Origin of the sequence: Bacillus cereus group sp. Bc031 (genome assembly GCF_027716265.1) — a bacterium.
Lineage (GTDB): Bacteria > Bacillota > Bacilli > Bacillales > Bacillaceae_G > Bacillus_A > Bacillus_A paranthracis.
This window is the reverse complement of sequence record NZ_JAQFUL010000007.1, coordinates 19,387-46,137: the sequence shown is the minus strand read 5'-3', so window position 1 is coordinate 46,137 and position 26,751 is coordinate 19,387. Positions and strand designations below refer to the sequence as shown.

Below are 26,751 nucleotides of genomic sequence, written 5' to 3'. Positions count from 1 at the left end.
ACTCCTACCTTTCTAAAAAGAAAACCTCCACGCTCGAGAGGCTTCTTTTACTTCTCTAACGTATTACGAATTTGTTCCATTCGCATTTTTCCCCAATCATACATCATTTCAACGATTGGTAAAAGCGACATGCCTAATTCCGTCATATAATATTCCACTCGCGGTGGAATTTCTGGGTATACTGTTCGATCAACAATCCCATCTTCCATTAACTCTTTTAATTGGTTTGATAAAACTTTATGAGAAATGCTCGGAAATAATCGCTGTAATTCACTAAAACGATGAGGCCCTTCCACACCAAGATGCCACAATATCACAACTTTCCACTTTCCACTAATAATAGAAAGCGTCAATTCCTTTTCACAATTAAAATTGCCATTTTGTATTTTTTCTTGAATATCTTTTCGAATATTTTCGGACATTAACAAACTCCTAACTTTATATGAACTAAAAAGCTCTCTCACTATTGTAAATGAGAGCTACTCGGATGTCTAAAAAGTAATTATACGTAAAAAAGAAGCCGCATAAACGACTTCTTTTTTCATTCCAACTATTAGTTGTCATCCATTTTCAGTACAGCCATGAATGCTTCTTGCGGTACTTCTACAGAACCAACAGACTTCATACGTTTTTTACCTTCTTTTTGCTTATCAAGAAGTTTACGCTTACGAGAAATGTCACCACCGTAACATTTCGCAAGTACGTTTTTACGCATCGCTTTAATTGTAGAACGCGCTACAACTTTGTTTCCGATCGTCGCTTGAATTGGCACTTCGAACTGCTGTCTTGGAATTAATTCTTTTAATTTTTCTACGATTACTTTACCACGGTCATATGCTGAATCACGGTGTACGATAAATGATAGAGCATCGACTTGCTCAGAATTTAAAAGAATATCCATTTTCACAAGTTTAGATGGCTTGTAACCAATTAATTCATAATCAAATGATGCATATCCTTTCGTATTTGATTTCAACTGATCGAAGAAGTCATATACGATTTCTGATAATGGGATTTCATATGTCAAAGTAACACGCGTTTCATCTAAATATTGCATATCAATAAACGTTCCGCGTTTACCTTGGCAGATTTCCATTACAGCTCCAACATAGTCATTCGGAACCATAATTGCTGCTTTAACAAATGGCTCTTCAACACGATCAATTGTCTGTGGATCCGGCATATTAGACGGGTTATCGACAATCATGTCTTCACCATTCGTTAAGAATACTTTATAAATAACACTTGGCGCTGTTGTAATTAAATCAATTTTAAATTCACGTTCAATACGCTCTTGAATGATTTCCATATGAAGAAGTCCTAAGAATCCACAACGGAAACCAAATCCTAGCGCTTGAGATGTTTCTGGCTCAAACTCAAGAGCAGAATCGTTTAATTCTAATTTCTCTAGCGCATCACGTAAGTCGTTGTAACGTGCAGAGTCAATCGGGTACAGACCACAGAATACCATTGGATTTAATTTACGGTAACCAGGTAATGGCTCAGCTGCTGGACGTTTCGCATGTGTAATCGTATCACCAACGCGTGTGTCACCAACATTTTTAATCGATGCTGCTAAGAAACCTACATCACCTACTGTTAACTCATCACGTTGCGTAGTTTTCGGTGTAAACACACCTACTTCTGTTACTTCAAATTCTTTTCCAGTTGCCATCATACGTACTTTATCGCCAACTTTTACCGTTCCATTTACAACACGGATATAAGCAATTACACCGCGGTATGGATCATATAAAGAGTCAAAGATCATACATTGTAACGGTTCTTCTGAATCACCTGTTGGTGCTGGCACTTTTTCAACGATTTGTTCTAAAATCTCTTCAATACCAATCCCAGCTTTTGCCGAAGCAAGTACAGCTTCTGATGCATCTAATCCAATTACATCTTCCACCTCTTGGCGTACACGCTCTGGGTCTGCACTTGGTAAATCGATTTTATTAATAACCGGTAAAATTTCTAAATTGTTATCAAGCGCTAAGTATACGTTCGCTAACGTTTGCGCTTCAATACCTTGCGCTGCATCTACTACAAGAATTGCACCTTCACAAGCCGCTAAACTACGAGATACTTCGTACGTAAAGTCGACGTGTCCTGGTGTATCAATTAAGTGAAGAATGTATTCTTCGCCGTCTTTTGCTTTATAGTTTAATTGTACTGCGTTTAATTTAATTGTAATACCACGCTCACGCTCTAAATCCATAGAGTCAAGCAACTGAGCTTTCATTTCACGTTGTGTTAACGCGTTTGTTTTCTCTAAAATACGGTCTGCTAACGTTGACTTTCCGTGGTCAATATGAGCAATGATAGAGAAATTACGAATTTTGGACTGTCTTTTTGCTCTTTCTTCTTTGTTCATCTATGTTCTCAACTCCTAATAGTCTCGCCAATATACACTAGCACTGATTATATCAATAGAGCAGCAAAGATTCAATGAAAACTCGTGCTGCTTACAATACAAATCATTCTATTTATATCTTATGCGAACAAACCATAAGAGACAAACCTTTTTCAAATTAAAGAACGGCTGTCTTACAAACCTGTAAAACAACCGTCCTCCGTTTGACTCTTAACTAAAAATCCCTTTTACTTTCCCAATAACTATATCTGTTCCAAACTTTGTTATTTCATAGGCAACGCTTGCTATCGCCATACCCATTCCTTCTACAATATTAAAACTTTTTAAGCTTTCTAATTGTTTTTGTTTTTCAGTAGCGGAAAACGAACCTTCCAAAGTTTCTGATTCAGTGGCCTCACCTTTTGTTCCTGTCATATGAGCGATTTGTTCATACGACATTTGCTGATAACCTTTCATACTTTTCAACCCATGATTTGCAAGTGCCACCCCTGCTATTACCATAAGTAAGCATATAGCCACACTACATATACATAAAAGCGAAAAGCGGCTTACATGATTATCGTCACTTCCCATCAATGTGTATATGCTCCTGTATTATCTTGGTCAATTTGATGATGCAGCGCTGCATTTAAACCACTTGCTATTACATTTGCCATATCCTCTATGAAAGCATCCACTTCTTTCGGAGTCACCATTAAATTATGACCAAGAGGAGATAACACTTCATAAATTAATTTTCTCTTCTCTTCATCTTCCAGTGTACCTACAGCACCTAAAAACATATTCCGGCTCTTTTCATCCGGCATATCCTCTTCTGTTAATTTTTTCTTTTCTCCAAATGTAAAACCAGCTGGCAACAAAGATCGGGAAGGTTTGTTTCCCTCTTTCATCTCTCGGCCAAAATGTTTCAAAATAAAATCAATTGTATCGCTTGTAATCGAAACGGCATCCACCACAGTCGGAACACCAATTGCGATAACAGGAATACCTAATGTTTCTTTACTGAGTTCCTTACGTTTATTCCCAACACCCGATCCAGGATGAATTCCTGTATCAGAAATTTGTATCGTACTATTTACCCTTTCAATAGAACGAGCAGCTAATGCATCAATTGCAATGACAAAGTCTGGCTTTGTCTTCTCAATGATTCCATAAATGACATCGCTCGTTTCAATTCCTGTAATCCCCATTACCCCGGGCCGAATTGCACTAACAGGCCTAAAGCCTTCTTCTACACTTTCAGGCTGCAATTGAAATAAATGTCTCGTTACCAATACATTTTCTACAACTATCGGTCCAAGCGCATCTGGTGTTACATTCCAATTCCCAAGACCAACAATTAAACAGCTCGCTTCTTTCGTAACGCCAACCTCTTCTAAGAAATACGAAAATTCTTTTGCAAAAATACGCTCTACTTTTTGTTGCAGCTCCGTATCTTGTTGACGTATACCTTGTACTTCAAGCGTTAAATAATTTCCAGGTTTTTTACCCATCGATTCCGAGGCAACTTCATCAATCGTTACTTTTGTAATGGTAATACCTTCTTCTTCCCTCTCTTTTACAACAACTCCTTGTATCCCTTGTTGCTCTTCTTGGCGCTCTTGCAGCATTTGATGTGCCTCTACAGCAAGGTCCGTTCTAACACTATATTTACTTAAATCTAGTGGTTCTTTCATCGTATCTCCTCCGTCATTCATAGTAAATATCGTTAGATTTCCCAAAGTTATATAAGGTCATTCTTTCCTTTACGTGAAATTTCATGGATATACTATTGCAATTCTCTTCACCGTTTGATAGAATATCACTTGTTCTATGTTAAGAATCGAGTCATTCGATTGCACCAGGGAGGTGAAAAGTATGGCAAACATCAAATCTGCTATCAAACGCGCTAAACTTAGCGAAGAGCGTCGTGCACATAACGCTTCTATCAAGTCTGACATGCGTTCTGCTGTTAAAACTGTAGAAGCTTTAGTTACTAATAACGATCTTGAAAATGCTAAAGAAGCTTTCAAAACTGCTTCTAAAAAACTTGACAAAGCAGCTCGTAAAGGTCTTATCCACCAAAACGCTGCAGCTCGTCAAAAATCTCGCTTAGCGAAACAAGTAAACGCGTAAGGCGTTTAAAAAACGATCCATTCGGATCGTTTTTTTATATACAAAAAAGTTCACGCTCTTAGCACGTGAACTTTTTTGTTTCATCACATATGATTTAACCGCATTAAGAAAAACTCGAGCACAAGCTTTTTATCCATTTTTCCCGTTTTCATACTATAATCAGCTTCCGCTAATTCCATTATCACTTTTTTTAATTCTTCAAAAGAGAAAAACTTCGTTTGATTCATCGCTAATTTTACACGATATGGATGCACACCAATATGAGACGCGATTTGATTTTGGCCGTAACCACGCTGCTGTAACTCTTTCACTTGATGCAGTAAACGGAATTGACTTACTAATAACGCAAGCAATTTAATAGGTTCCTCCTGCTGCGTAAATAATCCATCCAAAATTTGCATCGCACCCGCGATATCTTTTTTCACCACTTTTTCTGTCAAAGCAAACACATTTTGTTCAACTGATTTTGGTACAAGCTCTGCAACGAGTTTTGGTGTAATCTCTCCGCCCATACCGACGTATAACGTTAACTTGTCCATTTCCTTCGCCAACATTGTTACATTACTTCCCACAAGCTCTAACAACAAACTAACAGCCGCATGATCAATATGTACATGTACTTCATCCGCCCGAGCAACAATCCACTTCTGAACATCCTGCACTTGCATTGCATTCGCTTCTACTACATCCGCTGTTTTCTTTAATAGTTTTGTAATTTTTTTTCGTTCATCCAGCTTTTCGTAAGGCGCAACAAAAACAAGAATAGAAAAGGGAGAAGGTTCCCCGATATATTCTTCTAAAATTTTTATATTTTGTTCCAATTTTTCTTTTTGTGAAGTTAAAAAGAGTGGTGATTTTATTAATAACACTTTACGTTCTCCGAAAAAAGGAAGTGTACGTGCATCTTCAACCACATCTTCTAAATACGCTTCTTCTAAATCATATGTAACAACATTAAACTCGCGATCTTCCTCTTCAAGCGCTTCTGTTGTAATAAGCTTTATCGTTTCATTTATAAAAAACGCTTCCGTTCCATACAGTAAATATAACGGAGCAAACTGCTTCTTTTTAATCTTTTTATGTATATCACTCATACTTTTTCCTACTCCCTAACTTGGCAATATATATTTATACTAATGCCCTAGCTTTTGTTTTACAAGTACAAAGGAACAGGCAATATAACCCGTCCCTTTATTTATATTAAACGCCACGCAATAAGCCCCGGGTTTCTTATTGGTGTGCGGTAATCACCTTCCCTTTATTATTCGCAATAAAAATTCGAGTATAAGTGCCAACTGTTAACATGTTTGGAAACAAAAATTCACATTACTTCATGATCTAAAAGTAGTAAAAACGCTCTATTTCTCCTCACATGGAAATTGTAGATTTTTTTCTGACAATATTTTATACTAAAGTGGAATGTTGGGGAGGGATTCTAAATGAATGATTTTGAACAAAACTTTCAAAGTAAACGCAATGACGCTATTGATTCAGGGGTAGGATTTATCGTCTCATTTGGTTTTTTCGCAACACTTTTCATCATTGCAACTGTTATTAAATTTATCGGTTCTTAAAGACTGCTGCTTACTGGCAGTCTTTTTTATCTATTATGTGTTTCATCATATGTGATTTTGCTGCGAAAGGTTCCGTTTTCCCCTTTAAAAACATAGGAGATAGCCCCTTGCTTATCCGTACGCCATATTTCAATCCCCCTCTTCTCAAAACGCTCTATAACGTCCTTATGAGGGTGCCCATACCTATTACGCTCACCGGCAGAAATAACGGCTATATTAGGCTGTACGACGCTCAGAAAAGTTGTTGTAGATGACGTATTACTCCCATGATGAGCAACCTTTAAAACATCCGCTCGCAACTCTGGATACGTAGCTACTAAAAACTTCTCACCTTCTTCTTCTAAATCACCTGTAAACAACCACGTTAGTCCTCCTAATTTTGCCAACATTACAATTGAAGCGTTATTTTCACTGCTCTTCTTCCCTGTTGGCGCTAATACGAAAAATTCCGCTCCATTTATGCTCCAACTTTCTCCTTCTCTCACTTCTCTTATTTTCACTTCCTTTTCTAAAGCCTGTTTCTTTACTATTTTTTCTAATTCCGCATCTTGTTCCTTTCGGCCAAATACAACTTCTTTTACGGTTATATTTGATAACAACTCTTGTGCAGCACCTATATGGTCCGCATCTCCATGCGTTATAATTAATTTATCGATCTTTTTAATACCTTCCTTTTGTAAATAAGGAATCAAAATATCATTTCCGACAGAAAATTCATGCTTTTTACGTTGCCATTCTTCCTTGTTTGGACGAATTGTTCCACCAGTATCAATAAGATAAATCTCTTGATCATACGGGAGGCGAATTAATATTGCATCTCCCTGTCCAACATCGAGAAAGGTAACACTTCCACTTTCTCGAAAATACGGATATACATAATGGCATGTACTAATAAAAAGAAATACACCCGCAGATATAAACAGAATCCCCTTCGTCATTCGCCTTTCCCAAACCATCAATATACTAATAATACTCACGCAATATAGGGCTACAAGAAGTATAGGTGTTTGTCCGAAATTAAGACGGGTAAATGGTAAGTTTTCGCAATAACTTAAAAAATCATTAGAAAGATTCAAACCTATTGATAATACATTCCCAAGCCTTTTTGCAAGAAACGGAATGATTGGTATACATATCAAAATAACAATACTGCACGGCAATACAACGAGAGATAAAAATGGAACGTATAGGATATTTAAGAAAATACTATATGGAGAAAAACAACCGAAGTGATATAACAAAATCGGAGTACTAACGAGCTGTGAAATGAAAGAAATATAAATAGAATTTCGAATTACTCCATTACCACTCTCTAGTAAAAGCGGGGCAGATAAAAGTAAAGCAAAACTACCGACGAAAGAAAACTGAAAACCAATATTAAACACGAGATATGGATCAAATATAAGCATACATATAGCTGTTATACTTAAAGCATCTAAGCTAGATAAACGAATAGAACACATAAAAGCAATTAACATGAAAACTCCTGTTAGAGAAGCTCTTATAACAGATGGTGACGCTCCTGCTAAAATCATATATAGAGGAATGCAGAAGATAAGACATACTGTTGCTACCTCCCTTGTCACACCGCTTTTTAGCAAAATAAAATACACGATTACCATTAACAATACGATATGCGATCCTGAAATCGCCAACAAATGCACGAGACCGAATTGTTGATATTGCTCTTCAACTTCAAATGTCATTTGTTGTCTATCACCAAATACTAATGCATTCATAAAAGCACCTGATTGTTCTGGAAACATTTCTGTAACTTCTGAGATTGCTTGTTGCCTCAAAAGAAGAATCCATTGCACGAGTGACAACGATGTTTTATGGCATTCAGAAATATATGTAGCGTCCAATATGAAATGAATATTTTGCTTATATAAATAATCACGATAATTAAACCCATGGAAATTCCGAGCTATTTGTGGTTCTTTCCTCTCACCTTCGAATACACATGATACTCCTGCATGTAATTGTCGCATCTGTTTCTTTTCCAAAGCTGATTTCATTTTGTAACTTAACTGCACTATATTTTTATTCTGATCTTCAATTTGAAACGAGAGGCGATCTCCATTAATAAGAGGTGTATTATGTATCACTCCTCTTGTAGCTTCATAGGACTCTCCCAGAGGCTTGTTTTGCCCTTGAACATACGTGGTGTACATAGCGCCACTTAAACACGCTATCATACAATAAAAGAAGGTTTTACGCGAAGTACGATATAAACAAAAGAAAACATATACAACGAGACAACAAGTCAGCAATACAACTGAAGAGGAGAAGGCAATTGCAATCCCTATTATAAATGAGATTGCAACATAGCCCCATTGTCCTTGCAACTCATACCCACTCCTTATAGAATCATTTTTGCTTTCGTGAATACATGCTGTAATTCTTCCATTGATAAGTTCTCTTTTTCTAAAGATGCAAATAGTTCTTTTAACTCCATATGACGTTTTTGATCCTCTAATGCTGCAATATCATATTCTAGCGGAACGTGTTTCACCGTTACATTCGCTTTTTCAAATAACTCTACGGCATACGGATGATTTTTATAATCCTGTGCATAATAAACTGCTGTAATACCACTTTGAATAATCGCCTTACAACATTGTAAACAAGGAAAATGCGTAACATAAATTTCCGCTTCCTCCGTTTTCACACCAAATTTTGCACATTGTAATAAAGCATTCATTTCTGCGTGAATTGTACGAACACAATGATTGTCAATAACGTAGCATCCATCATCTATACAATGTACGCCACCTTTAATTGAACCATTATATCCACCAGCAATAATTCGTTTATCACGAACAATTGTCGCTCCTACTGCAAGCCTTGTACATGTACTACGTAAAGATAACAAATGGCTTTGCGTCATAAAATATTGATCCCATGAAATTCGTTCCATATTCTTCACCTACTTTTTTGTCTACTTGTAGTGTAGCGAATGAAGAAAAACTTCGTCAATCTTTTACGGAATAATAATTTGATCTTTTATTTTCTCCAAAGACTTCACACCAATCCCATCAATCTCTAACAAATCTTCTATTTTTTGAAACGGACCATGTTCCTCTCGATATTTCAAAATACTTTCTGCTTTCCGAGAACCAATACCTGTAATTTTTTCAAGTTGTTCTTTAGAAGCTGCATTTATTTGAACTTTTCCCTCTCTCTTTGAAACAGCAGCTACTTCTTGCACTTGTTCGTTTTTATTCGGTACGTAAAGAATCATTTGGTCTTGTACCATTTGTGCTAAATTTACCTTCATCCTATCTGCCTCAGGCAAAAAACCACCTGCTTTTTCAATAGCATCCTTGACCCGGTCCCCTTCTTTCATTTCATACACCCCCTCTTTAACAACAGCCCCTTTCATATCAATTACAATTATTTTTTTCTGCTGCTTTGTATCCGATATTTTCGGTTTACTTTTCTTCTCTATATCTTTCGCTTGAACATCCGTTGCAATAACTGATCGCTCTGTATGCTCATTCGTTTTCCAGAAAATAAGAAAAAGCACAGTTCCAATAATAGCAACTAATCCTAACCATTTCTTTGGAAAATCCCACATCATTTTTCACCTCTAATCATAAATTTATAACATCATTCATATTGTTTAGGAGAAAGCTGTTACGAAGGAGGGATGAAACATTGAACATAGGAATTATAGGGACAGGAAACATGGGGAATATACTAATCGATGCATTTTTAGAAACCCGTGCTACCAAACCTTCGTGCCTTACGATCATTAATCGAACGCCCGCCAAAGCATATCATATAAAGGAAAAATACCCTTCTGCTCATATAGCCAAAACTATTGATGAGGTAATCGAACGATCGCATCTTATTTTTATTTGTGTAAAGCCGATAGATATATACCCAATCTTACAAAAATACGCCGAACATTTTTCTGATGAAAAGTGCTTAGTTTCTATCACAAGTCCAATATCTCCATCACAATTAGAGACACTTGTACCTTGCCATGTTGCTCGTATTATTCCGAGCATTACAAACCGCGCCCTATCCGGCGCATCACTATTTACATTTGGAAGTAACTGCTCTGAAGAATGGCAACAAAAACTATTTCGCTTATTCAAAAACATTTCTACTCCCCTTGTAATAGAAGAAGATATAACGCGCGTTTCATCTGATATAGCAAGCTGCGGCCCTGCATTCTTTAGTTATTTATTACAATGTTTCATTAATGCTGCTGTAGATAAAACAAATATTACACATGAAGAAGCCACTACTTTAGTAAGTGAAATGGTCGTTGGAATGGGGAAACTACTCGAAAAAGGAATTTTCACATTGCCTACTTTACAAGAAAAAGTATGTGTGAAAGGCGGCGTTACAGGAGAAGGTATTCGGGTTTTAGAAGAACATGTTGGAGATATGTTTCATAAATTAATCGAGCGGACACACGAGAAATTTGATGAAGATTTAAAATGCGTTGATCAGCAATTCAATAAACACACATAATAAATACGTCATCGTCATTCCAAATCCTTTTTATAAATACTTAATTTTTCACATTACATTTTACTTAAACTAGCATTTTCACAATTCACGTATGTCATTTTCTTATTATCCTAGAACTAAAATTACAGCTTCTTCACAAAACAAAAGCAACCTTCTCGGTTGCTTTTGTTTTATCCGTTTTTCTTCGCCATGAAGAAAATACGCTCTGTTTGTTCTGTAACTTCAAGTCGCTCAAAGTCACCAGTTACACGAAGCACTGTAAAACCAGCTTCTTCAAGCCATTTCGTTAACTCTTCAACCGGATATGCACGTTGTACGTGACATTCGTCAAAACGATGGTACACATCTTCTTCTGGGTCTTGAACAAAGAATGTTAAATCATGTTCTACACTGTTTGAACCTTCACCAGGGAAGCAATTCCAAATAAGAGATATTTCTTCTCCATTCACTGTGTATGTTTCATTTTGAAATACATGATGTATTTTATATAAAGAATGTACATCAAATAAAAACAAACCATCTTGACGTAAATGATGAAACACTCTTCGGAATGTTTCTTGCACTCCATCTTCTTGCAATACATAGTTTAATGAATCACAAAAGATCGTTACACAGTCAAACTCACCTGGAACATCAAGCTCCCGCATATCTTGTTGGTAAAAAGGAATAAAATATCCTGCCTCGCCTAGTTTTTGCTGTGCGACTGCTAACATTTCTTCCGAAAGATCGACACCGATTACATCGTAACCCTTTTGTACAAGCGGAAGCGTTACATTACCAGTACCGCATGCTACATCAAGAATCTTCGCCTCTTTCATATCCGCTTGCTGCAAGCTTTCCTCTGTGAATTCCACCCATTTATCATAAGGGACATCATTCATTAGTTCATCGTACAGCAACGCAAATTGTTCGTAGTTCATTGGCCTAACTCTTCTGTAATATCTTCACGTGGCACATCGCCCCATAGACGCTCTAAATTATAGTGATTACGCTCATCTTTATGGAATACATGAGCAACTACATCTCCAAGATCAACTAATACCCAGCGAGCTTCGTCAAAACCTTCCATACGTTGTACGTCGATTTGGAACTCGTGTGCTTTCGCTTTAATTTCACGTGCAATTGCTTGCACTTGCTTATCTGAGTTACCGTGACAAATAATGAAATAATCTGCAATTGGTGAAATACCTTGCATATTTAGGACAACCATATCTTCTGCTCTCTTATCATCAGCTGCTTTTGCTGCTAATACTAATAAATCTTTATCTTTCATTTACTCATTTCCTCCTTGATAACTGCATTGTATGTTTGGAATGTTAATGGATAAATCGTTTGATCTTTTTCCATTAAAAATTGAATTGTTCTCTTTAGCGCAAATAATAAAGCTTGATCTATATCCGTATATGCGAGTTTACGAGCTTCCTCCACCCCTGGAAACTTTCGCCCAGGCTCAATGTAATCAGCTACATAAATTACTTTATCTAACATCGTCATTTTCTCATGACCACTTGTATGATATGTAATAGCTTGCAGGATTTCAGGATCTGTAATACCTACTTCTTTTTCTACTAAGTATGCCCCAACAGGTGCATGCCATAACTCTTTGTTATAACAAAGTAAATCTTTCGGCAAACCTTCACTTTTAATGATCTCTTCCATCTCTGAAATCGCTCTACACTTCGCATAATCATGGAATATAGCTGCAACTTCAGCCTTTTTTTCATCCACACCGTATAATTTAGCAAGTTCAATTGCCGTCTCCATTACACCAATTGTGTGTATATAACGTTTTTCATGCATTTGTTGTTTCACAATATGAAGTGCTTCCTCACGATTCATACAACCCATTCCTCTCGATATATACCTGTACTTTTTCAGGAAGTAAATATTTGCATGTTTTCTTCTCTTTATATCTCTCACGTAATAAAGATGAAGAAACTGCAAACTCCGGAATTTCCACAGTGGTGATAGGATAAGGTGTATGCAATGTATAACCCGGTCTTGCAACCCCAACAAACGTTACAAGATCAAGTAACGCTTCAATGTTATACCACTTCGGTAAATACTCAACCATATCTCCACCAATAATAAAGTGAAACTGCACATCCGGATGCTTCTTCGTTAATTGTAGCATAGTGTCATACGTATAAGATGGGCCCTTCCTGCTTAGCTCTTCTAAACAAATAGAAAAATGTTCCTCTTCCTCAGTCGCAAGTTCTAACATTTGTAAGCGACTTTCTACACTTGTAATATTCCGCCCTTGTTTATGCGGCGGAATTTGGTTCGGTAAGAACCATACTTCTTCTAAATTCAAAGCATGATATACTTCATTTGCAATGAGCAAATGTCCATAATGTGGCGGATCAAATGTACCGCCAATGATGCCAATTTTTCTCAAAAGAAACGCCCCTTCCTTTTACATACAGCAACTCTCTTCATTTCCATCCGAAGAGAGTTTACTGTTAATAAAAGTTCAATTGGTTTCGATCTCTACACCATTACTAGTGATAAAAATAACATATGCTATTTTTATCGAGGAAGTTTAATTTGCTTGTTTTCTCTTGATTCTTTGTATAAAACAATTGTACTTCCAATTACTTGAACGATTTCCGCACGTGCACCTTTTGCAAGCTCTTCTGCAACTTCACGGCGATCGAATTCACAGTTTTGTAGCACACTTACTTTAAATAACTCACGAGCTTCTAAAGTATCTGCAATTTGTTTAATCATATTTTCATTTACTCCGCCTTTTCCTACTTGAAAAATTGGTGTTAAATGATGTGCTTGTGCACGTAAAAATCTTTTTTGTTTTCCTGTTAACATATATGTTAGCCTCCAAGCTTTCTTATAACTAATTGTTTCATTCGTTCAATATTCGGTACGCAACCTGTCCACATTTCAAATGCAAGCGCTCCTTGATAAACAAACATATCAATACCATTTTGAATGATTGCACCTTGCTCTTTCGCCTCACATAAAATTTTCGTTTCAAATGGATTATAAATTATATCTGATACAATCGTTCCCTTTTTCAACGAAGAAATTTGTAACGGCGTATGTTCGACACGTGGATGCATACCTATCGTTGTCGTCTGAATGATAATATCATAATTCTCTTGTTCTTCTGTTGCTTCCTCTAACGATAAAGCAACAGAATGAACAGTAGCCGTACATGCAGTAATAAGTTCTTTCGCCTTATCTACTGTACGATTCGCTACATCAATCTCTTTCACACCTACATCAGCAAGTGAAAAATAAATAGCTCGACTAGCACCACCTGCGCCAAGCAATAAAATACGTTTCTCTTGAAGTGGTTCACTACTAATTGACTGTAGCGCTTTGACAAAACCAATTCCATCTGTATTGTAGCCAATCAATTTCCCATCCTTATGAACCACCGTATTTACTGCACCAATTTGTTTTGCTAGCGGGTCAATCTCATCCAAATAATCCATAATCGCAACTTTGTGCGGAGTTGTTACATTAAATCCTGAAATACCTAACGCTTTTAAACCTCTTACTGCTTCCCCTAGCACTTCCTCTTTAACAAGAAAGGCATGATAATGGGCATCCATATTCAAGTGTTCAAATGCATCGTTATGCATAACGGGTGATAATGAATGTCCAATTGGATTTCCGATTACACCATATAATTGTTTCATAAATCCCTCTCCATATTAAATTAAAGATTTACGCAATGAAACACTTACTCCTTTTGGTACGTGTGCAACAATTTTTGCTCCCGGTTCGTTCACAGTAACCCATCCTAATCCAGAGAATACAACATCCGTTTTTGGTTCACGAATATTAAACTCGTATTTCACTAGCTCTGGCATATTTTCTAATTCTTCTGGTGTTGGCGGGCTTAGTAAATCCCCTGCATGATTTTTATACAATTCATCTGCTTTCTCAAGCTTTGTACGATGGATTGTTAAACGATTTGAGAAGTGACAAGTAAATGCGCGACGACCGCCACTTACGTAATCAAAACGTGCCAATCCGCTAAAGAACAATGTTTGTTCTTCATTTAATTGGAATACCATTGGCTTAATTTCTTTTGTTGGTGTAATAAGCTTTAAGCTTTGTTTTCCAACATAATGAGCCATTTGATGGTGGTTAATAATACCTGGCGTATCATATAAAGAAGATTCTTCGTCTAACGGGATATCAATTAAATCAAGCGTTGTTCCTGGGAAATGAGATGTTGTAATTACATTTTCAGTCTCATCACTAAATTCTTTAATCATACGATTAATGAATGTTGATTTCCCTACATTTGTACATCCAACAACGTAAACATCTTTTCCGCCGCGGTAATACTCAATCGCATCTGCCAGCTCAGCAATCCCTTGTCCTTTCGCTGCACTAATTAAAAAGACATCTTCTGGCTTTAATCCTAGCTGCTTTGCACTATAGCGCATCCAATGCTTTACTTTATCATGTTTTACTGACTTAGGAATTAAATCCGCTTTATTCCCAACAAGTAATACTTTATTATTTCCCACGAAACGATGTAAGCCAGGTAACCAGCTACCATTAAAATCGAAAATATCTACAATTTTAACTACTAACGCATCCGATTTTCCAATACCGTTTAGAATACGTAGGAAATCATCATCTGTTAATGAGACATCTTGAATTTCGTTATAATGTTTCAATCGAAAACAGCGTTGACAAATTACTTGTTCTTTTTCTAAAGATGAGGCAGGAGCATATCCTACTTCATTTTTATCTTCTGTTTGAATTTCTACACCGCAACCAATACATTTAATTGTTTCAGTCAAACTTTATTCCTCCCAGTTAATTAAACCTTTTTTCTTCATGTTTCTCATAATTCTTCGTTCAATTTTTCGATTAAAGCGCGTTACTAATCCGTCTGTTTGTGCTACTGGTACAACTAAAATTGTATGCAGTCCAACTCGGTTTCCACCTAACACATCTGTCAGTAACTGATCCCCAATTACTACAACTTCATCTGGTTGCAACTGCATCTCTCGTATCGCACGCTTAAACGCACGGACAAATGGCTTACGCGCACTATGAATAAATGGAATGCCTAATGGATCAGCAAAATCTTTCACTCGTTGCTCATTATTATTTGAAACGACCGTTACTTGAATGCCTTGCTCTTTCATTTTCAAAAACCATTCTTCAAGTTGTGGCGTTGCATTTGGACGATCCCATTCAATTAAAGTGTTATCTAAATCAGTAATAACACCTTTAATTCCACGTTTCTTCAAATCTTCTGGTTGAACATGATATACATTTTTCACATATTCATTTGGTAAAAATAGTTTCAATTTCTTTCACCTCTTTGAGGAGTTTTCATAAAAATTTTTCGACAACATATTTCGATATATGGCCTGTGGATAAAATTGTACACATTTTCCACATTAATATTTCAGTTAATTTGGAATTTACTAACAATCTATACACATTTTATCCACCTAGGTATGTGGATAACCACCCGTTTGTGACTGTCATATTTTTTTGGTACATTAAATGCAACAACGAATCAATCCTTATATTATTAGGAGGTGACTCACCTTGAAAACAAAACATATGGAACAGTTATCTACTGAGTTACTCACTGAGTCTTATTATAAAGCAAAAGAACTAAAATTAAATCCCGACTTCATTTTACTTATAAAACAAGAAATTATTAGACGCTCATTAGAGGACAAGCTTGTCAAATCGTCTTGATTACATATAAAGAGGAATTTTAATTAACTAACTTGTAAAAAGAGCCATCCTGCGATGGCTCTCGAATAAACAAGTACTCCCATCTAGGGAATTTCATCATTACGCATCTTTGTCCATAAATCTTGCTTACAGTTATAAAATCTTTTTTACTTATGAGCCAATCGAGTAGCAATCTTTTCACCAAGGCGAAGCTCTTGTCCACTCTTCAATTCTTGCACTACTTCTATCATATCTTTTTCAAACAATAACACAACTGTTGAACCGAATGTAAAGTATGCCATTTCTTCACCTTTTTGAACAGTGTCTCTTTCATGCAGCAGCTCAATACTATTTACAAACATAGCTCCTACTTTTACAAGCGCCATATGTTCACCGTCACTATTCACTTCTGTAACGGAGCGATAGTTTTTTGACAATGGTTCTTTCCCGTATTCCATACCAGCTGCATTTACCGGATATGATTTTCTACCGAGTACAAATCTTTCAGTCACAGAACCAGAAAGCGGACTATGAATACGATGATAATGACTTGGGCTTAAATAAATAACCATATATGTACCACCTGCATATCGCTGTGCACGTTCTTCATTACCTAGCATATCCACAATCGAATAACGCTTGCCTTTAATATCAAATGTTTTTGTGTCCTCAATAGGACCGTGATCAGCAAAAACACCATCAACAGGACTAACGATACTCGATGCATCTGTATCAATACTACGCTTTCCTTCTTTTAGCTTACGTGTAAATAATTCATGCAATGTTCTATATTCCTTCAAACCCTTTTCCATCTCATCTTGATTAATTTGAAATACTTTCGCATACGATGGAATAATGATAGAGCTCAAACGAGATTGTGCAAATTTACGTAATATATAAGAAGTAAAACGACCATTTGTAAGTTCGATCATAAGTCGATATAATGTACGTCGCAAATTGCGGAACCTCCTAATCAGTCTATAACTTTAGCTTCCCCTTCTTTTCCTTCTATATCATATGTAAAATTAGTTCTTATTCCCACATATCATATAGAACCGCCATATTATACATGCAGAAAACTAAGTACGGTATCATTCTTAAATTGTTTAGCACCTTCTAATATTACAGATAGAATCCGTCATTTTCAACAGTGAACATGGATTTCTTCTGAACACAACTCTTTTTCTTTCCTTATTTCCAAAAAGAAAAGCAGCCCATTTTAAAATACGGCTGCTTGTAATGTACATTATTCTTTTGCTTTTTTCTCTTTCGCTGCTCTTACAAATTCATGGAACATTTTCATTAAAGCGCGCTTTTCAATTCTTGATACGTAGCTTCTGGAAATACCAAGTGCCTTCGCAATCTCTCGTTGCGTCTTCTCCTTATCAAGCCCCAGTCCAAAACGCTTCACGATTACTTCTTTCTCTCGTTCGTCTAAAATATCGATATACTCTTTAATCTTTTCTAACTCCATACTAAGCTGGATCATATCAATTACATCTTCAGACTCTGATTTTAATATATCAATAAGCGATATTTCATTCCCTACTAGACTTTATCCTGTTTTGTTTCATTATTTCTTATAATAAAAATGATACCTTTCTCTGTATATTATTTAAAGTTATAATTCTCTACCTTATACAACTTTATTTCCACTAAACCAAACATACGTTTGATTCAGTGGCGTACTTTTGATATTATATAGTTAAATATTTCCTATATAAAAAGGGGCCGTTATTACATGCTATTAACAACAAGACAATCTCAAATTTTAAGCTTTTTACAAAAACAAATACAAGAGTATGGTTACCCACCATCTATACGTGAAATTGGTGATGCTATTGGAATTTCTTCTCCCTCTACAATACATAGTCATTTAATAAAGTTAGAAGAAAAAGGATTCATACGGCGAGACCAATCAAAACCAAGAGCAATAAAAATTTTGAAAAATAACTATTAAAAGAAAGAGGGATACTATTATGATAATTAGTCAAACAGCATATGAAAAAGACCAATTAATTAGAAGCATTTTTAAAACACAAAAAGAAATAGCTTCCTTGTTATTAGATCATCCAAACCGAGGAGAAATATCTCATTTAATATATGAATGGCATTCTCATAGGAACTTCTTTATAAATAATGCTGCTATAACTAATTTTTCATTAAACGATTTGAAGGAAAGATATAATCAAATTATTAACTTACTAGAAAAAGCAAAAAATGCCGACTCCATATAGAAGTCGGCATTTTACATTTATAAGAGCTCATCTAACTATTCTTTTGTAAAAATCACTTCACATATACATAAGTTTCATTTGCTGTTACATAATATCTTTTACCTTTACTATTGTGGACTTTGTATTGCGGAGAGCCGTTTACACTTACTTTCGCATCAATTGTAAAACCTAATCCCGCATCTACAGAACCAGCAACATCTTTTTCCTGCCAAGATGGAGCATCATAGAATCGTAGGTTATTAACTTTAGAAACAACACGCTTCCCTACAATAGAAGAATCCACTGTGCTTTTCTTACTGAACTTCACATAAGATGGATCATTTTTAATCCATTGCTCACCGCCAAGGTTTAACCAGCCATCTTTTTCAGCCCATACAACATAAACTTCTGGTTTGTTTAACTGACGAATCTTTGAATAGCTTGTACCAGGTCCTTTACGTAAATTCACGTTATAACCTTCAATATAAGCAATACCATCTGTTACAGCCGTTGGAACCTCCGCTGGTTTAGATGGCTTCTCAGGAATAGAAACTTCAACATTAGAGTTATTGTATGCTCGTTGTACATCAGCGCGGAATTGAGCTTCTGATACACCATGAGACTTTAAGTAATCAAGTGGGTCTTCATGATCTGTACCGCCAAGATATTTCGTCACATCGTAGTGAGTCCACAATCCTTTTTCTACTGATATTCCACGGTCACGAAGGATTTTAGCCAATAATTTCACGTATTTATCATAGCTACGTTTGAATTTTTCATAATCTCTTGTTTCACATAACTCCACATGAACAAATCGTTTATTCGCCCCTGGTCCAGCTCCATAAGCAATGTATTTCGTATCAGCAATTTGGATTGTTTCATTCCAATCAACGGCGTAATGGACGAATGCTGAACGCCATGTACGAGACTCATATTTTTGAATATTAATAGCTGGCGCTTCTGGAGTTGCTGTACTATGCGCCACAACGCCTTCATACACACCAACACCATTACGGTATGGTTGTTTAGGTAAATCAGGAATAATAAGCGTTCTATCAGCAAAAGCACTTGTTGCGACAGATAAAACTAAAATAACAGTAAAGATTACAGAAGAAATATGTTTAAATGTCTTTTTCATTTCACATCAGCATCCTTTTTCATAATTTTTGTATGGTCAAATAATCCACTTGCTGATAGACCAATGATGATTCCTTGAAACACATTTGTTTTGATATCTCCGCCCAAAAATAAAACGCCTAGCACAATGCCAAGCGTTAAGTTTAATAACGGAATATATTTTGTTTGTAATCCAATTGTTTTTACAATCTGGGAAAGACCAACTACAATTCCAATCATTACAGCTAAACTAACCATTACATGCCACCTCCTTTCATTAAGAAAGTGAGAATTCCGCCAATAATTCCCCCTACAATAAGTCGTAAGATCCAAGTAGTATTGGCACTGATTTTATCTAGCTGTTTGTTAATATTGATAATGTCTTTTTCGTTACCAGTTGTTCGTATTTCTAAGCTTTTAATTTCTAAACGAATGTCCTTGATATCTTGCTTGATTTCTTGAACATCACTTCTTACTTCTTGTAGTCCATCCACTTCAATCACCTCATTTCAAAATAAAAAGAAGCCAAATTATGCTTCTTTACGCTGCAAAGCAACTCGGATCCATTCCGAAAATATCTGCAATATCTTCCTCGCTCCTATCTTTTAAATAGGATTGTGTTGTTGAAATATCCGAATGATTTGCAAGTGATTTTAATTTTTCTAGTGGTACACCTTGCACTTTTAAATTATCTAATCTGCTATGACGGAAACAGTGAGGATTAATTTTATATTCCTTACCTTCTTTTTCGTATAGCATCTTAGCAAATATCTTGCACCAGTAATTAAATACACTCTTATTTAAAAGTTTTCGCTCACCATTCTTATAAACTCGTACGAACAAATATGGTATAGCATCTTTACCGCGCTGTTCTATATATAAACGAATACATTTCTGTACTCGTGGATTGTAATACAATCTAAATTTCTTACCACGTTTACCACGGACCACATTTGTATAATACCTTTCTGTTAGTCCTGTTTTTTGAACTTGATAAACTTCATTCTTTCTTGCTGCACTATAATAAGAAAGTGCTAAGTAAGTTGCTAGCATATATTTTTCATTCTCTATTAATTCATCTATTAACCAATTTATTTGGTCTTCTGTAATGAATGTTATTTCTCTAACTGGATTCTTTGGTAAACCACGTACTCGTGAGCCTACATTAAACTCATAATCATAGTCATCGTCATCCGCACAAAATTCTAGCGCGGATCTTAATGCACTCATTAATCCATTTACACGAGCATTAGACATTCCTAACTCTTGAAAAATGATAGATAAATTTCTAATGTCTTTTCGTGTTAAATCAATAAGCTCTTTATTATTGAAGTGTTCGTGTATCAGAAATAAAATAATACGTAAATCCCAACCGTATTGTTGTAAAGTACTCGCTGCCTTTCCCTGTGCTTTCTTCTCAATAAGAAAATCTTTCACAAGGTTCTTATTACCTTGGCTTACATATTTCTCATAAATCTCTTGATTTACAATTCTCTTCACACTAATCATCTCCTCAAAATAAAAAGAGAAGCACGTATATGCTTCTCTTGATCTATGAATTGAATTTACTCAAAGCCGTATTTTATTAAAACTTAATATGCACCTCTATCTAATGTTATATTTAAATATAGAAAGAGAGGTGAAATAACATTGGACATTGAAAATTATTATTTAGAACAATTAAAAGAACAAGCAATCTTCCTGAATGACTCCTGCGAAAACTACGATAAGGGTAAGTTTTCGCATGCAAAAATGATGTCTGCTATTATAAGAACATTAGTCAAAGATCCAGATAATCCGAGGCCAAATAATAAAACAAAAAGTTTATTAACTCATTTGAACAGAAAAAATGATATGAAGTTCTACAATACTGGATTTGAGTCTAAAAATGCTATATTAAATGTAAATCTGGTTGGGGTGGTTACCGTCCCTAGTGCAACTCCTACAATAAAGCAATACGATCATATTTATTTGCCATTATTAGATAGCAGTGATCAAGTTGATGTCAAATGGTTAACCTTCGAACAGTGGTGGAATAGCCACATAATCCTTATTAATCGAGAAGGTTCTATGATTCTTTTTACTAGAAAAAGAATAGTACTAACTATGGCCGAACAAGATGGTGGAGCTCATATAGATTCTCACCATGACATAGATAAAGAATACCTGGAATTATCAACAGCAGCTAAAAGTTACTTCAATAATGTTGATCAAGTAGGAAATGAATCTCCTATTGTCAACATGCACTATGCTTTAGTGCGACAAATAGCACATGAACTATTAATAAGTTTAATAAAAGAATTCAAGTTAAATATAATTTATCGTCCAACAAATGAATTCAACTTACGAGGAGTTCCCAAAAAATTTATTAAGCAACCTGGTATGGTAGTAGAAGGAACGAAAATCGAGTCAACAAGAACAGCCTTTCCACGAAAATTAATCGAAGGCGCTTCACTCAAAGCTCCATCCAATGCTAAATATATGAAAATCCAGTTCTAAAAATTAAAAGATAAGAAGACTAAACATGGTCCTCTTATCTTTTTTCTATTCGCCAAAATGTGATACATCTACTATTTGTTCTTTAGATAAATCAATCTTAGTTACTTTAAAATCATCATGGGAGCGACATTCTCTGAATATCCAATTTTTTTTTGCGATTTCCAAAGCCCTTTTTTCTGCTTCAGCTATAATTACCATTGAAATGTCTTCATCAAAAGCAACATTATTTGATTCCACCTTAAAAATATCCAATACACTTCGCCCCCCTTTGTTTTATTATAATCCATTGGAATTATCGTGAATTTTTTATTTTATTCGATTTATTGTATCGTTACAAATACTGCATCTATTATAATCATCCAAAGAACTGCTGATGCTATGCCACCTAACACTAAAGCTTTCCCGAATGTATTCTCATTAACTGTATTCATAATATCTACCTCGCTTAGATACGTTTTGTATAGAGTATATGAAACTTGTAAATTCTTAACGACCTTCATGTGAATTCCGTGTGTCCACAATTATATAATTTTTATGTTTTCTGGATCTACACCTATAGCGACTGCTTTTTCATTAATAACAAGGGAACCGCTTGTTCCTGCACCATATTTCACTCCAAATGTAATATTTCCGCTAAAGTTATATAAATCAAGCTTAGAAACAAAGCCTTTTACTTTTACTTTCCCAAAGTTACCAACATTGATATTTTCTATTGCAATACCTGCAAACAACGAGTTGTCATCCACATCGGTCATCGGCCTAATCGTTTTAAAGTCTCCATCAAAACAAACGGCTTGCCCTTTTAAAATACTCGTTTTTGCTTTAAACGAATTATATTCATCTGAAAAGTTAGGTCTATCACGTTCTTCAGTTGTAAATGAAGAGGAATATGGAACTTCACTATTCGCAAATCCTTCAATCGTAAAATTCTTATGACTTGCCGCTGCCGGATCGCCTAACCACGGTTTATCGTCATGATAAATTTCGCCATTGATTCTACAACCTTCTAGAATGACTTTATCACTTGTTTTACTTCCTAGTGATTGTACACGTAATGCATACTTGAATTGCCCATCTGTTTTTATGATTTCGCATCTTTTCAGAATAACTAAACACGGATTTTCGAAATTAACATTATTATGGACACTGAAAGGTGCGAAAGGACCTCTGAACTCACAATCCTCAGCTATTAATGTAGAACCAGAACTATGTCCCATGCCATAAGCACATTCAGATACCCATACTTTCTCTGGTAACATGCCACTCTCAGGATGGTTTGTTCTCCACGTTCTTGCTCCTTCGTTTCCATAATGCAAGAACTTGCTTTTCTTCAAACTTCTATTCCAATTCTTCTTTGCGTTACTACTTTCATCATGAACGGCATATCTCATGTTTTTAGCCGTTACAGTGATGTTTTCTAAATCGTTTGTTTCATCAATCCAAAGGGTTGATGTATTATCTATTTGAGCATCCGTTGCATTATCAGGAAGTTCCCCTTTTAACCAACAAGTTTTCGCATCTACACCTCGTAAATTAATATAAGATTTTAGTGTCCAACCAACTTCTGTATAAGTTCCAGGATGAACGACAACATCATATATTTTTTTAGCACTTGCATCTATAATTGCATCATTTGCTAATTTAGGAGATAAATAATCTCCTGTGCCATCAGGTTTTACAGTCTTTACAATACGTTCTACAATGCCAACATCAAACCCGAGGTTCTCCAGTTGTATTTTTGCTCCAAACGGTTCATATTCCGTCACTTGTGTACCTTTCTCTAATTGAGCTGAATCTAACTGAGAGGTTAGTACTGTCATTCTAATAAAGTGCGCATTAGACGGAGAAAGAAATACGCTTGATGCATTCGTGAATCCCGAAATGAAGTTTTTACTTGAATCATAGAACGCGCCTTGTTCTGTAGTTCCACTTATCTTGTAATTCGTGTTAGGAATTATAGGAATAAAGTCCGAAGCATTATGTGTCCCATTCGGTGAATCCGCAAGAGTACCGTTATTGTTCACTACATATTTCCCTCTAATTACAATCGATTTATCAAATAAGTTTTTACTTGGTATTCCTCGTACTATATTTTTGTTTAATGCAAGCTTTTCCTCTGGAATGGGAGTTTTAATAGTATTTGCATCTAGATTTACTGAGAACGGTTCATATTCCGTTACTTTAGTGCCTTTCTCTGCTTGTACTGAGTTTAATTGAGATTCTAATACAGTAATTCTGATAAAGTAAGCGTTTGGTGGTGACATAGTGACACTGGAAGCATTCGTAAACCCTATGATGTAATTTTTATTAACGTCGTAAAATGCACCTTGTTCTGATGTACCGCTAATTCTATACGGTGTATTCGGTGTTAATTCTATAAAATCAGAGGCGTTATGCGTTCCGTTTGGAGAATCTGCAAGATTACCAGTATTATTCACTACATACTTCCCTCGTGTCACTGTAGACTTATCGAATAGGTTTTTCCCAATAACCCCTCTAACGGCTGTGTTTTTAACTTTGTTTACCATTTCAATGGAGACTTTGTTGTTTTCTTCTATAGTAGTATATGACCCTTCGATTTTTTCCCAATTTTCATTTGTCCTATTTCTAAAATCTCTATCTTGAGCGGTGTTTCCCCATCGATTCAATGCTAGTGTCATGATATACAAACCTCCTAAAAGCGAGGGCGTTATTACGCCCTCTCATAGTTTTACTAGTACATTAATTGCTCAGAAACACCATTGATCATAACGTTAACGGCATTTTCTGTTTCTTGTTGAATGAGTAATTTATCGCCTGGGTTTAATACAATAAATGTATCACGCACGTCGTCACCACTTTTTACTTTAGTAGTCATAATATCGATTGTGTTCAGTGTTAATACAACATTTTGTTCAGTGTCTAAGGAATTATTGAACATCAATTGTTTTACCGTGATTTGTTGTCCTTGCTGTACATCACATACAACAAGTTTTTCTTTTTGAGGTTTTCCTAAGTAAATTTGAACTGGTTTCATAAATAACTCCTCCTAATTTATATAAAATTCGTTTTTTAATACTTTCAATCTATCGATCTAGCCACATGCGGATTTTACGACAATAGGCTTTCTTTCCTTCAACAGTGGAACGCAAACGAATGTATACACTCATTTCTTCTCCTGTCGGAACTCCTAGATCTATTTCATAAAGTTTTCCATAAGTTGCAATTGGAGACTTTGAATCGGTATTATTTGATGCGTATTTAGCTAAAAAGGTATTCCCATCCCCAGCCATAATAGCAACTTCACAAGACGAACCCTCAGTAGCTAATTGACCGATTAATACATTTAAGTATCGCGACTTATGTTCAAACGTGTAATATTGACAGTCGTAATGCTCATCTGACTTATCTGTCACCCACCACCAACCCTCTATATTCACTGCGGTAAACGGTGGTTCGTGACCGTTGATATCAAAGCCATGCTGAAGAATACCACCTATGATAGTTGCATATCCATCTTCCCTCTCAACGCGAACAAGACCACGATGAACATCGAGGCCTCCTGCACCAATATGGACGTATGCGTTTGGATCGTCAGGAGAAATGTACCAATCTCCTGTGTTATCAGAAAAATGATTAGAGTTTCTGTACAATCGTTTTAAATAAAGATTTAAATTACCACCATCGTCTAACAATTGCTGCACTTGTTTCTGCGTTTGTTTAAATTGCGCTTGAATGGAACTTGCCGTCTTTAATTCTTTAAAAGTTGATAATTCAACTATCGGTGCCTTAGTTGGATCTGTTGGGTCATCCTCAATTTCGATGACACGAATTTTCACTTTCACATCGGCTTCTTCATATAGCATGTATACATAGTCACCTAAGTCAAACTTATGAAGTGGCGATAAGCCATTTTCTATTAAACTGATAATGCTTACCTTAAACCTTGTATCCGGTACGTCATTAATTTCCTTTTTACATTTTTCCAATAGTGTTTCTTTCGATTTAAATCGCTCATCGCGAATTGGTTTCTGATGAATACGGCCGTAAATTTTAGCCATCGGCGATACATATTCAACCATAATTTCTTTGTCGTTATGATCTTTACCATACCCACGGATGACCGTTGCAAAATTAGACATATCCGTATCTTCTTCAAAAGTTTTTAAATTATGGCCATAGCGGAACTGCGCATCAGTTTCTTTTCCAATTTGATTTTTAAATATAACCGTTTTAGATGAATAATTAATATCCATCTCAGCTTCATAGCGATTCAAAGCTGTTTGCAACAAAGCTGAGCGTGTATCATCACCAAAGTTTTCAAATTTAGTGGCTGCAAATGCACCTTGATTAACATATTTCCAACCTGTCCCATTAAAAATGAAATCCATACACTGTTTAAAATTGGCGTATCCATTATATAAATCGTATTGCCAATCCATCATGTCATCAAAGAAGATGTGCGGTGCTGTAATAACCTTCCCGTAATGCCCGCGTTTATTTATTCCTAATACGATATACTCATCAGATTTATCCAGAATACTCGCTCGCTTATCTACAAGATGATAAGCATGTTTTACATTAGGAGTATTCAATAAATAAAAAGAAAGAGAGTGTTCACCATTCACACGTCTCTTTCTCTTCACCTCTTTATAATCTGTTAGCATTTCTTCTTGTTGATTAATACTTTTCACTACTAACATTT

The 26,751-nt window shown here is 35.7% G+C and carries 32 protein-coding genes and 1 pseudogene; 7 read left to right on the top strand and 26 right to left on the bottom strand.

The features are described 5' to 3' along the window. Positions 1-47 precede the first annotated feature (47 nt). The 4 genes from PDQ33_RS04645 to gpr all read right to left on the bottom strand — a co-directional run bounded on the left by PDQ33_RS04645 (position 48) and on the right by gpr (position 4,053). Positions 48-422, bottom strand: a complete 375-nt coding sequence (locus PDQ33_RS04645; protein ID WP_001293546.1) for a winged helix-turn-helix transcriptional regulator — start codon at positions 420-422, stop codon at positions 48-50. Positions 423-553: 131 nt separating this feature from the next. Further along, complete coding sequence (gene lepA, locus PDQ33_RS04640) at positions 554-2,377, bottom strand: elongation factor 4 (RefSeq protein ID WP_001030957.1); 1,824 nt, start codon at positions 2,375-2,377, stop codon at positions 554-556. Between the two features lie 210 nt (positions 2,378-2,587). Further along, positions 2,588-2,950 (bottom strand): YqxA family protein, encoded by a 363-nt coding sequence (locus tag PDQ33_RS04635; RefSeq protein ID WP_061132142.1) that lies wholly within the window; start codon positions 2,948-2,950, stop codon positions 2,588-2,590. Beyond that, entirely contained in the window at positions 2,950-4,053 is a 1,104-nt protein-coding gene (gpr, locus tag PDQ33_RS04630; protein WP_000662638.1) for a GPR endopeptidase, read from the bottom strand. The genes PDQ33_RS04635 and gpr overlap by 1 nt, the downstream gene beginning before the upstream one ends. 181 nt (positions 4,054-4,234) lie before the next feature. On the opposite strand from gpr, the gene rpsT reads away from it, so the two are divergent. Then, the gene (rpsT, locus tag PDQ33_RS04625) at positions 4,235-4,492 is read left to right on the top strand and encodes a 30S ribosomal protein S20 (protein ID WP_001274011.1); all 258 of its coding nucleotides are present in this window, start codon (positions 4,235-4,237) and stop codon (positions 4,490-4,492) included. 83 nt (positions 4,493-4,575) lie between these two features. Here rpsT and holA read toward each other — a convergent pair whose 3' ends face one another. Further along, complete coding sequence (holA, locus tag PDQ33_RS04620) at positions 4,576-5,586, bottom strand: DNA polymerase III subunit delta (RefSeq protein ID WP_001279920.1); 1,011 nt, start codon at positions 5,584-5,586, stop codon at positions 4,576-4,578. 345 nt (positions 5,587-5,931) lie between these two features. Here holA and PDQ33_RS04615 point away from each other — a divergent pair, with 345 nt between their 5' ends. Continuing rightward, on the top strand, positions 5,932-6,066 hold the full coding sequence (locus PDQ33_RS04615; RefSeq protein ID WP_098147559.1) for a YqzM family protein: 135 nt from the start codon (positions 5,932-5,934) through the stop codon (positions 6,064-6,066). A 26-nt stretch (positions 6,067-6,092) separates the two neighbouring features. Here the strand turns inward: PDQ33_RS04615 and PDQ33_RS04610 are convergent, their stop codons facing one another. The 3 genes from PDQ33_RS04610 to PDQ33_RS04600 all read right to left on the bottom strand — a co-directional run bounded on the left by PDQ33_RS04610 (position 6,093) and on the right by PDQ33_RS04600 (position 9,649). Beyond that, a complete protein-coding gene (locus PDQ33_RS04610) occupies positions 6,093-8,414 on the bottom strand; it encodes a DNA internalization-related competence protein ComEC/Rec2 (protein WP_061132141.1) in 2,322 nt (773 codons plus the stop codon). A gap of 14 nt (positions 8,415-8,428) precedes the next feature. Then, positions 8,429-8,986 carry a ComE operon protein 2 gene (locus tag PDQ33_RS04605; protein ID WP_061132140.1) on the bottom strand — a complete coding sequence of 186 codons (558 nt, stop codon included), beginning with the start codon at positions 8,984-8,986 and terminating at the stop codon, positions 8,429-8,431. Between the two features lie 63 nt (positions 8,987-9,049). Continuing rightward, positions 9,050-9,649, bottom strand: coding sequence for a helix-hairpin-helix domain-containing protein (locus PDQ33_RS04600; protein WP_061132139.1), 600 nt, complete (start codon positions 9,647-9,649; stop codon positions 9,050-9,052). Positions 9,650-9,726: 77 nt separating this feature from the next. Between PDQ33_RS04600 and comER the strand changes: the two genes are divergently transcribed. Next, positions 9,727-10,554: a late competence protein ComER gene (comER, locus tag PDQ33_RS04595; protein ID WP_270754903.1), complete on the top strand. Its 828-nt coding sequence runs from the start codon at positions 9,727-9,729 to the stop codon at positions 10,552-10,554. Between the two features lie 170 nt (positions 10,555-10,724). On the opposite strand, the gene PDQ33_RS04590 is transcribed toward comER, so the two are convergent. From PDQ33_RS04590 to PDQ33_RS04555, 8 genes are all read right to left on the bottom strand, one after another. Next, on the bottom strand, positions 10,725-11,474 hold the full coding sequence (locus PDQ33_RS04590) for a class I SAM-dependent DNA methyltransferase (RefSeq protein ID WP_270754904.1): 750 nt from the start codon (positions 11,472-11,474) through the stop codon (positions 10,725-10,727). Further along, the gene (rsfS, locus tag PDQ33_RS04585; protein ID WP_000653200.1) at positions 11,471-11,827 is read right to left on the bottom strand and encodes a ribosome silencing factor; all 357 of its coding nucleotides are present in this window, start codon (positions 11,825-11,827) and stop codon (positions 11,471-11,473) included. Before rsfS ends, PDQ33_RS04590 begins: the two co-directional genes overlap by 4 nt. Further along, positions 11,824-12,393, bottom strand: a complete 570-nt coding sequence (gene yqeK / locus PDQ33_RS04580; protein ID WP_001078246.1) for a bis(5'-nucleosyl)-tetraphosphatase (symmetrical) YqeK — start codon at positions 12,391-12,393, stop codon at positions 11,824-11,826. The genes rsfS and yqeK overlap by 4 nt, the downstream gene beginning before the upstream one ends. Then, positions 12,383-12,952, bottom strand: a complete 570-nt coding sequence (gene nadD, locus PDQ33_RS04575; protein ID WP_001226058.1) for a nicotinate-nucleotide adenylyltransferase — start codon at positions 12,950-12,952, stop codon at positions 12,383-12,385. The genes yqeK and nadD overlap by 11 nt, the downstream gene beginning before the upstream one ends. 131 nt (positions 12,953-13,083) lie before the next feature. After that, on the bottom strand, positions 13,084-13,377 hold the full coding sequence (yhbY, locus tag PDQ33_RS04570; protein WP_000955224.1) for a ribosome assembly RNA-binding protein YhbY: 294 nt from the start codon (positions 13,375-13,377) through the stop codon (positions 13,084-13,086). Positions 13,378-13,382: 5 nt separating this feature from the next. Then, positions 13,383-14,216 (bottom strand): shikimate dehydrogenase, encoded by an 834-nt coding sequence (gene aroE, locus PDQ33_RS04565; RefSeq protein ID WP_061132137.1) that lies wholly within the window; start codon positions 14,214-14,216, stop codon positions 13,383-13,385. Between the two features lie 15 nt (positions 14,217-14,231). After that, entirely contained in the window at positions 14,232-15,338 is a 1,107-nt protein-coding gene (yqeH, locus tag PDQ33_RS04560; protein ID WP_000140795.1) for a ribosome biogenesis GTPase YqeH, read from the bottom strand. Between the two features lie 3 nt (positions 15,339-15,341). Beyond that, positions 15,342-15,854: a YqeG family HAD IIIA-type phosphatase gene (locus PDQ33_RS04555; protein WP_000765311.1), complete on the bottom strand. Its 513-nt coding sequence runs from the start codon at positions 15,852-15,854 to the stop codon at positions 15,342-15,344. A gap of 247 nt (positions 15,855-16,101) precedes the next feature. Between PDQ33_RS04555 and PDQ33_RS04550 the strand changes: the two genes are divergently transcribed. After that, the gene (locus PDQ33_RS04550) at positions 16,102-16,257 is read left to right on the top strand and encodes a sporulation histidine kinase inhibitor Sda (protein ID WP_000850094.1); all 156 of its coding nucleotides are present in this window, start codon (positions 16,102-16,104) and stop codon (positions 16,255-16,257) included. A gap of 146 nt (positions 16,258-16,403) precedes the next feature. On the opposite strand, the gene PDQ33_RS04545 is transcribed toward PDQ33_RS04550, so the two are convergent. Then, entirely contained in the window at positions 16,404-17,192 is a 789-nt protein-coding gene (locus tag PDQ33_RS04545; RefSeq protein WP_001254997.1) for a phosphatidylserine decarboxylase, read from the bottom strand. Positions 17,193-17,482: 290 nt separating this feature from the next. After that, positions 17,483-17,782, bottom strand: a pseudogene (locus PDQ33_RS04540) (sigma-70 family RNA polymerase sigma factor); the annotation flags it as partial. 195 nt (positions 17,783-17,977) lie between these two features. Between PDQ33_RS04540 and PDQ33_RS04535 the strand changes: the two are divergent. Together PDQ33_RS04535 and PDQ33_RS04530 are read left to right on the top strand one after the other, a co-directional pair. Then, complete coding sequence (locus tag PDQ33_RS04535) at positions 17,978-18,196, top strand: LexA repressor (protein ID WP_333563393.1); 219 nt, start codon at positions 17,978-17,980, stop codon at positions 18,194-18,196. A 19-nt stretch (positions 18,197-18,215) separates the two neighbouring features. Continuing rightward, the gene (locus tag PDQ33_RS04530; RefSeq protein WP_270754906.1) at positions 18,216-18,473 is read left to right on the top strand and encodes a hypothetical protein; all 258 of its coding nucleotides are present in this window, start codon (positions 18,216-18,218) and stop codon (positions 18,471-18,473) included. Between the two features lie 52 nt (positions 18,474-18,525). On the opposite strand, the gene PDQ33_RS04525 is transcribed toward PDQ33_RS04530, so the two are convergent. Genes PDQ33_RS04525 through PDQ33_RS04510 form a run of 4 tightly spaced genes read right to left on the bottom strand, consistent with a single transcriptional unit; the run spans position 18,526 to position 21,068 of the window. After that, positions 18,526-19,590 carry an N-acetylmuramoyl-L-alanine amidase gene (locus tag PDQ33_RS04525; protein WP_270754907.1) on the bottom strand — a complete coding sequence of 355 codons (1,065 nt, stop codon included), beginning with the start codon at positions 19,588-19,590 and terminating at the stop codon, positions 18,526-18,528. Continuing rightward, positions 19,587-19,826, bottom strand: coding sequence for a hypothetical protein (locus tag PDQ33_RS04520; RefSeq protein ID WP_046941738.1), 240 nt, complete (start codon positions 19,824-19,826; stop codon positions 19,587-19,589). Before PDQ33_RS04520 ends, PDQ33_RS04525 begins: the two co-directional genes overlap by 4 nt. Further along, a complete protein-coding gene (locus PDQ33_RS04515; protein ID WP_046941736.1) occupies positions 19,826-20,062 on the bottom strand; it encodes a hemolysin XhlA family protein in 237 nt (78 codons plus the stop codon). The genes PDQ33_RS04520 and PDQ33_RS04515 overlap by 1 nt, the downstream gene beginning before the upstream one ends. A 46-nt stretch (positions 20,063-20,108) precedes the next feature. Continuing rightward, positions 20,109-21,068 (bottom strand): tyrosine-type recombinase/integrase, encoded by a 960-nt coding sequence (locus PDQ33_RS04510; protein WP_270754911.1) that lies wholly within the window; start codon positions 21,066-21,068, stop codon positions 20,109-20,111. Between the two features lie 150 nt (positions 21,069-21,218). Between PDQ33_RS04510 and PDQ33_RS04505 the strand changes: the two genes are divergently transcribed. Then, on the top strand, positions 21,219-22,067 hold the full coding sequence (locus tag PDQ33_RS04505; RefSeq protein WP_270754913.1) for a hypothetical protein: 849 nt from the start codon (positions 21,219-21,221) through the stop codon (positions 22,065-22,067). Between the two features lie 45 nt (positions 22,068-22,112). Here the strand turns inward: PDQ33_RS04505 and PDQ33_RS04500 are convergent, their stop codons facing one another. The 4 genes from PDQ33_RS04500 to PDQ33_RS04485 form a co-directional block, all read right to left on the bottom strand. Beyond that, the gene (locus PDQ33_RS04500; protein WP_270395423.1) at positions 22,113-22,319 is read right to left on the bottom strand and encodes a hypothetical protein; all 207 of its coding nucleotides are present in this window, start codon (positions 22,317-22,319) and stop codon (positions 22,113-22,115) included. A 269-nt stretch (positions 22,320-22,588) separates the two neighbouring features. Beyond that, a complete protein-coding gene (locus PDQ33_RS04495) occupies positions 22,589-24,727 on the bottom strand; it encodes a hypothetical protein (RefSeq protein WP_270754915.1) in 2,139 nt (712 codons plus the stop codon). 53 nt (positions 24,728-24,780) lie between these two features. Next, on the bottom strand, positions 24,781-25,083 hold the full coding sequence (locus PDQ33_RS04490) for a hypothetical protein (RefSeq protein ID WP_270754917.1): 303 nt from the start codon (positions 25,081-25,083) through the stop codon (positions 24,781-24,783). A 49-nt stretch (positions 25,084-25,132) separates the two neighbouring features. After that, complete coding sequence (locus PDQ33_RS04485; protein ID WP_270754918.1) at positions 25,133-26,749, bottom strand: phage tail protein; 1,617 nt, start codon at positions 26,747-26,749, stop codon at positions 25,133-25,135. Positions 26,750-26,751 lie beyond the last annotated feature (2 nt).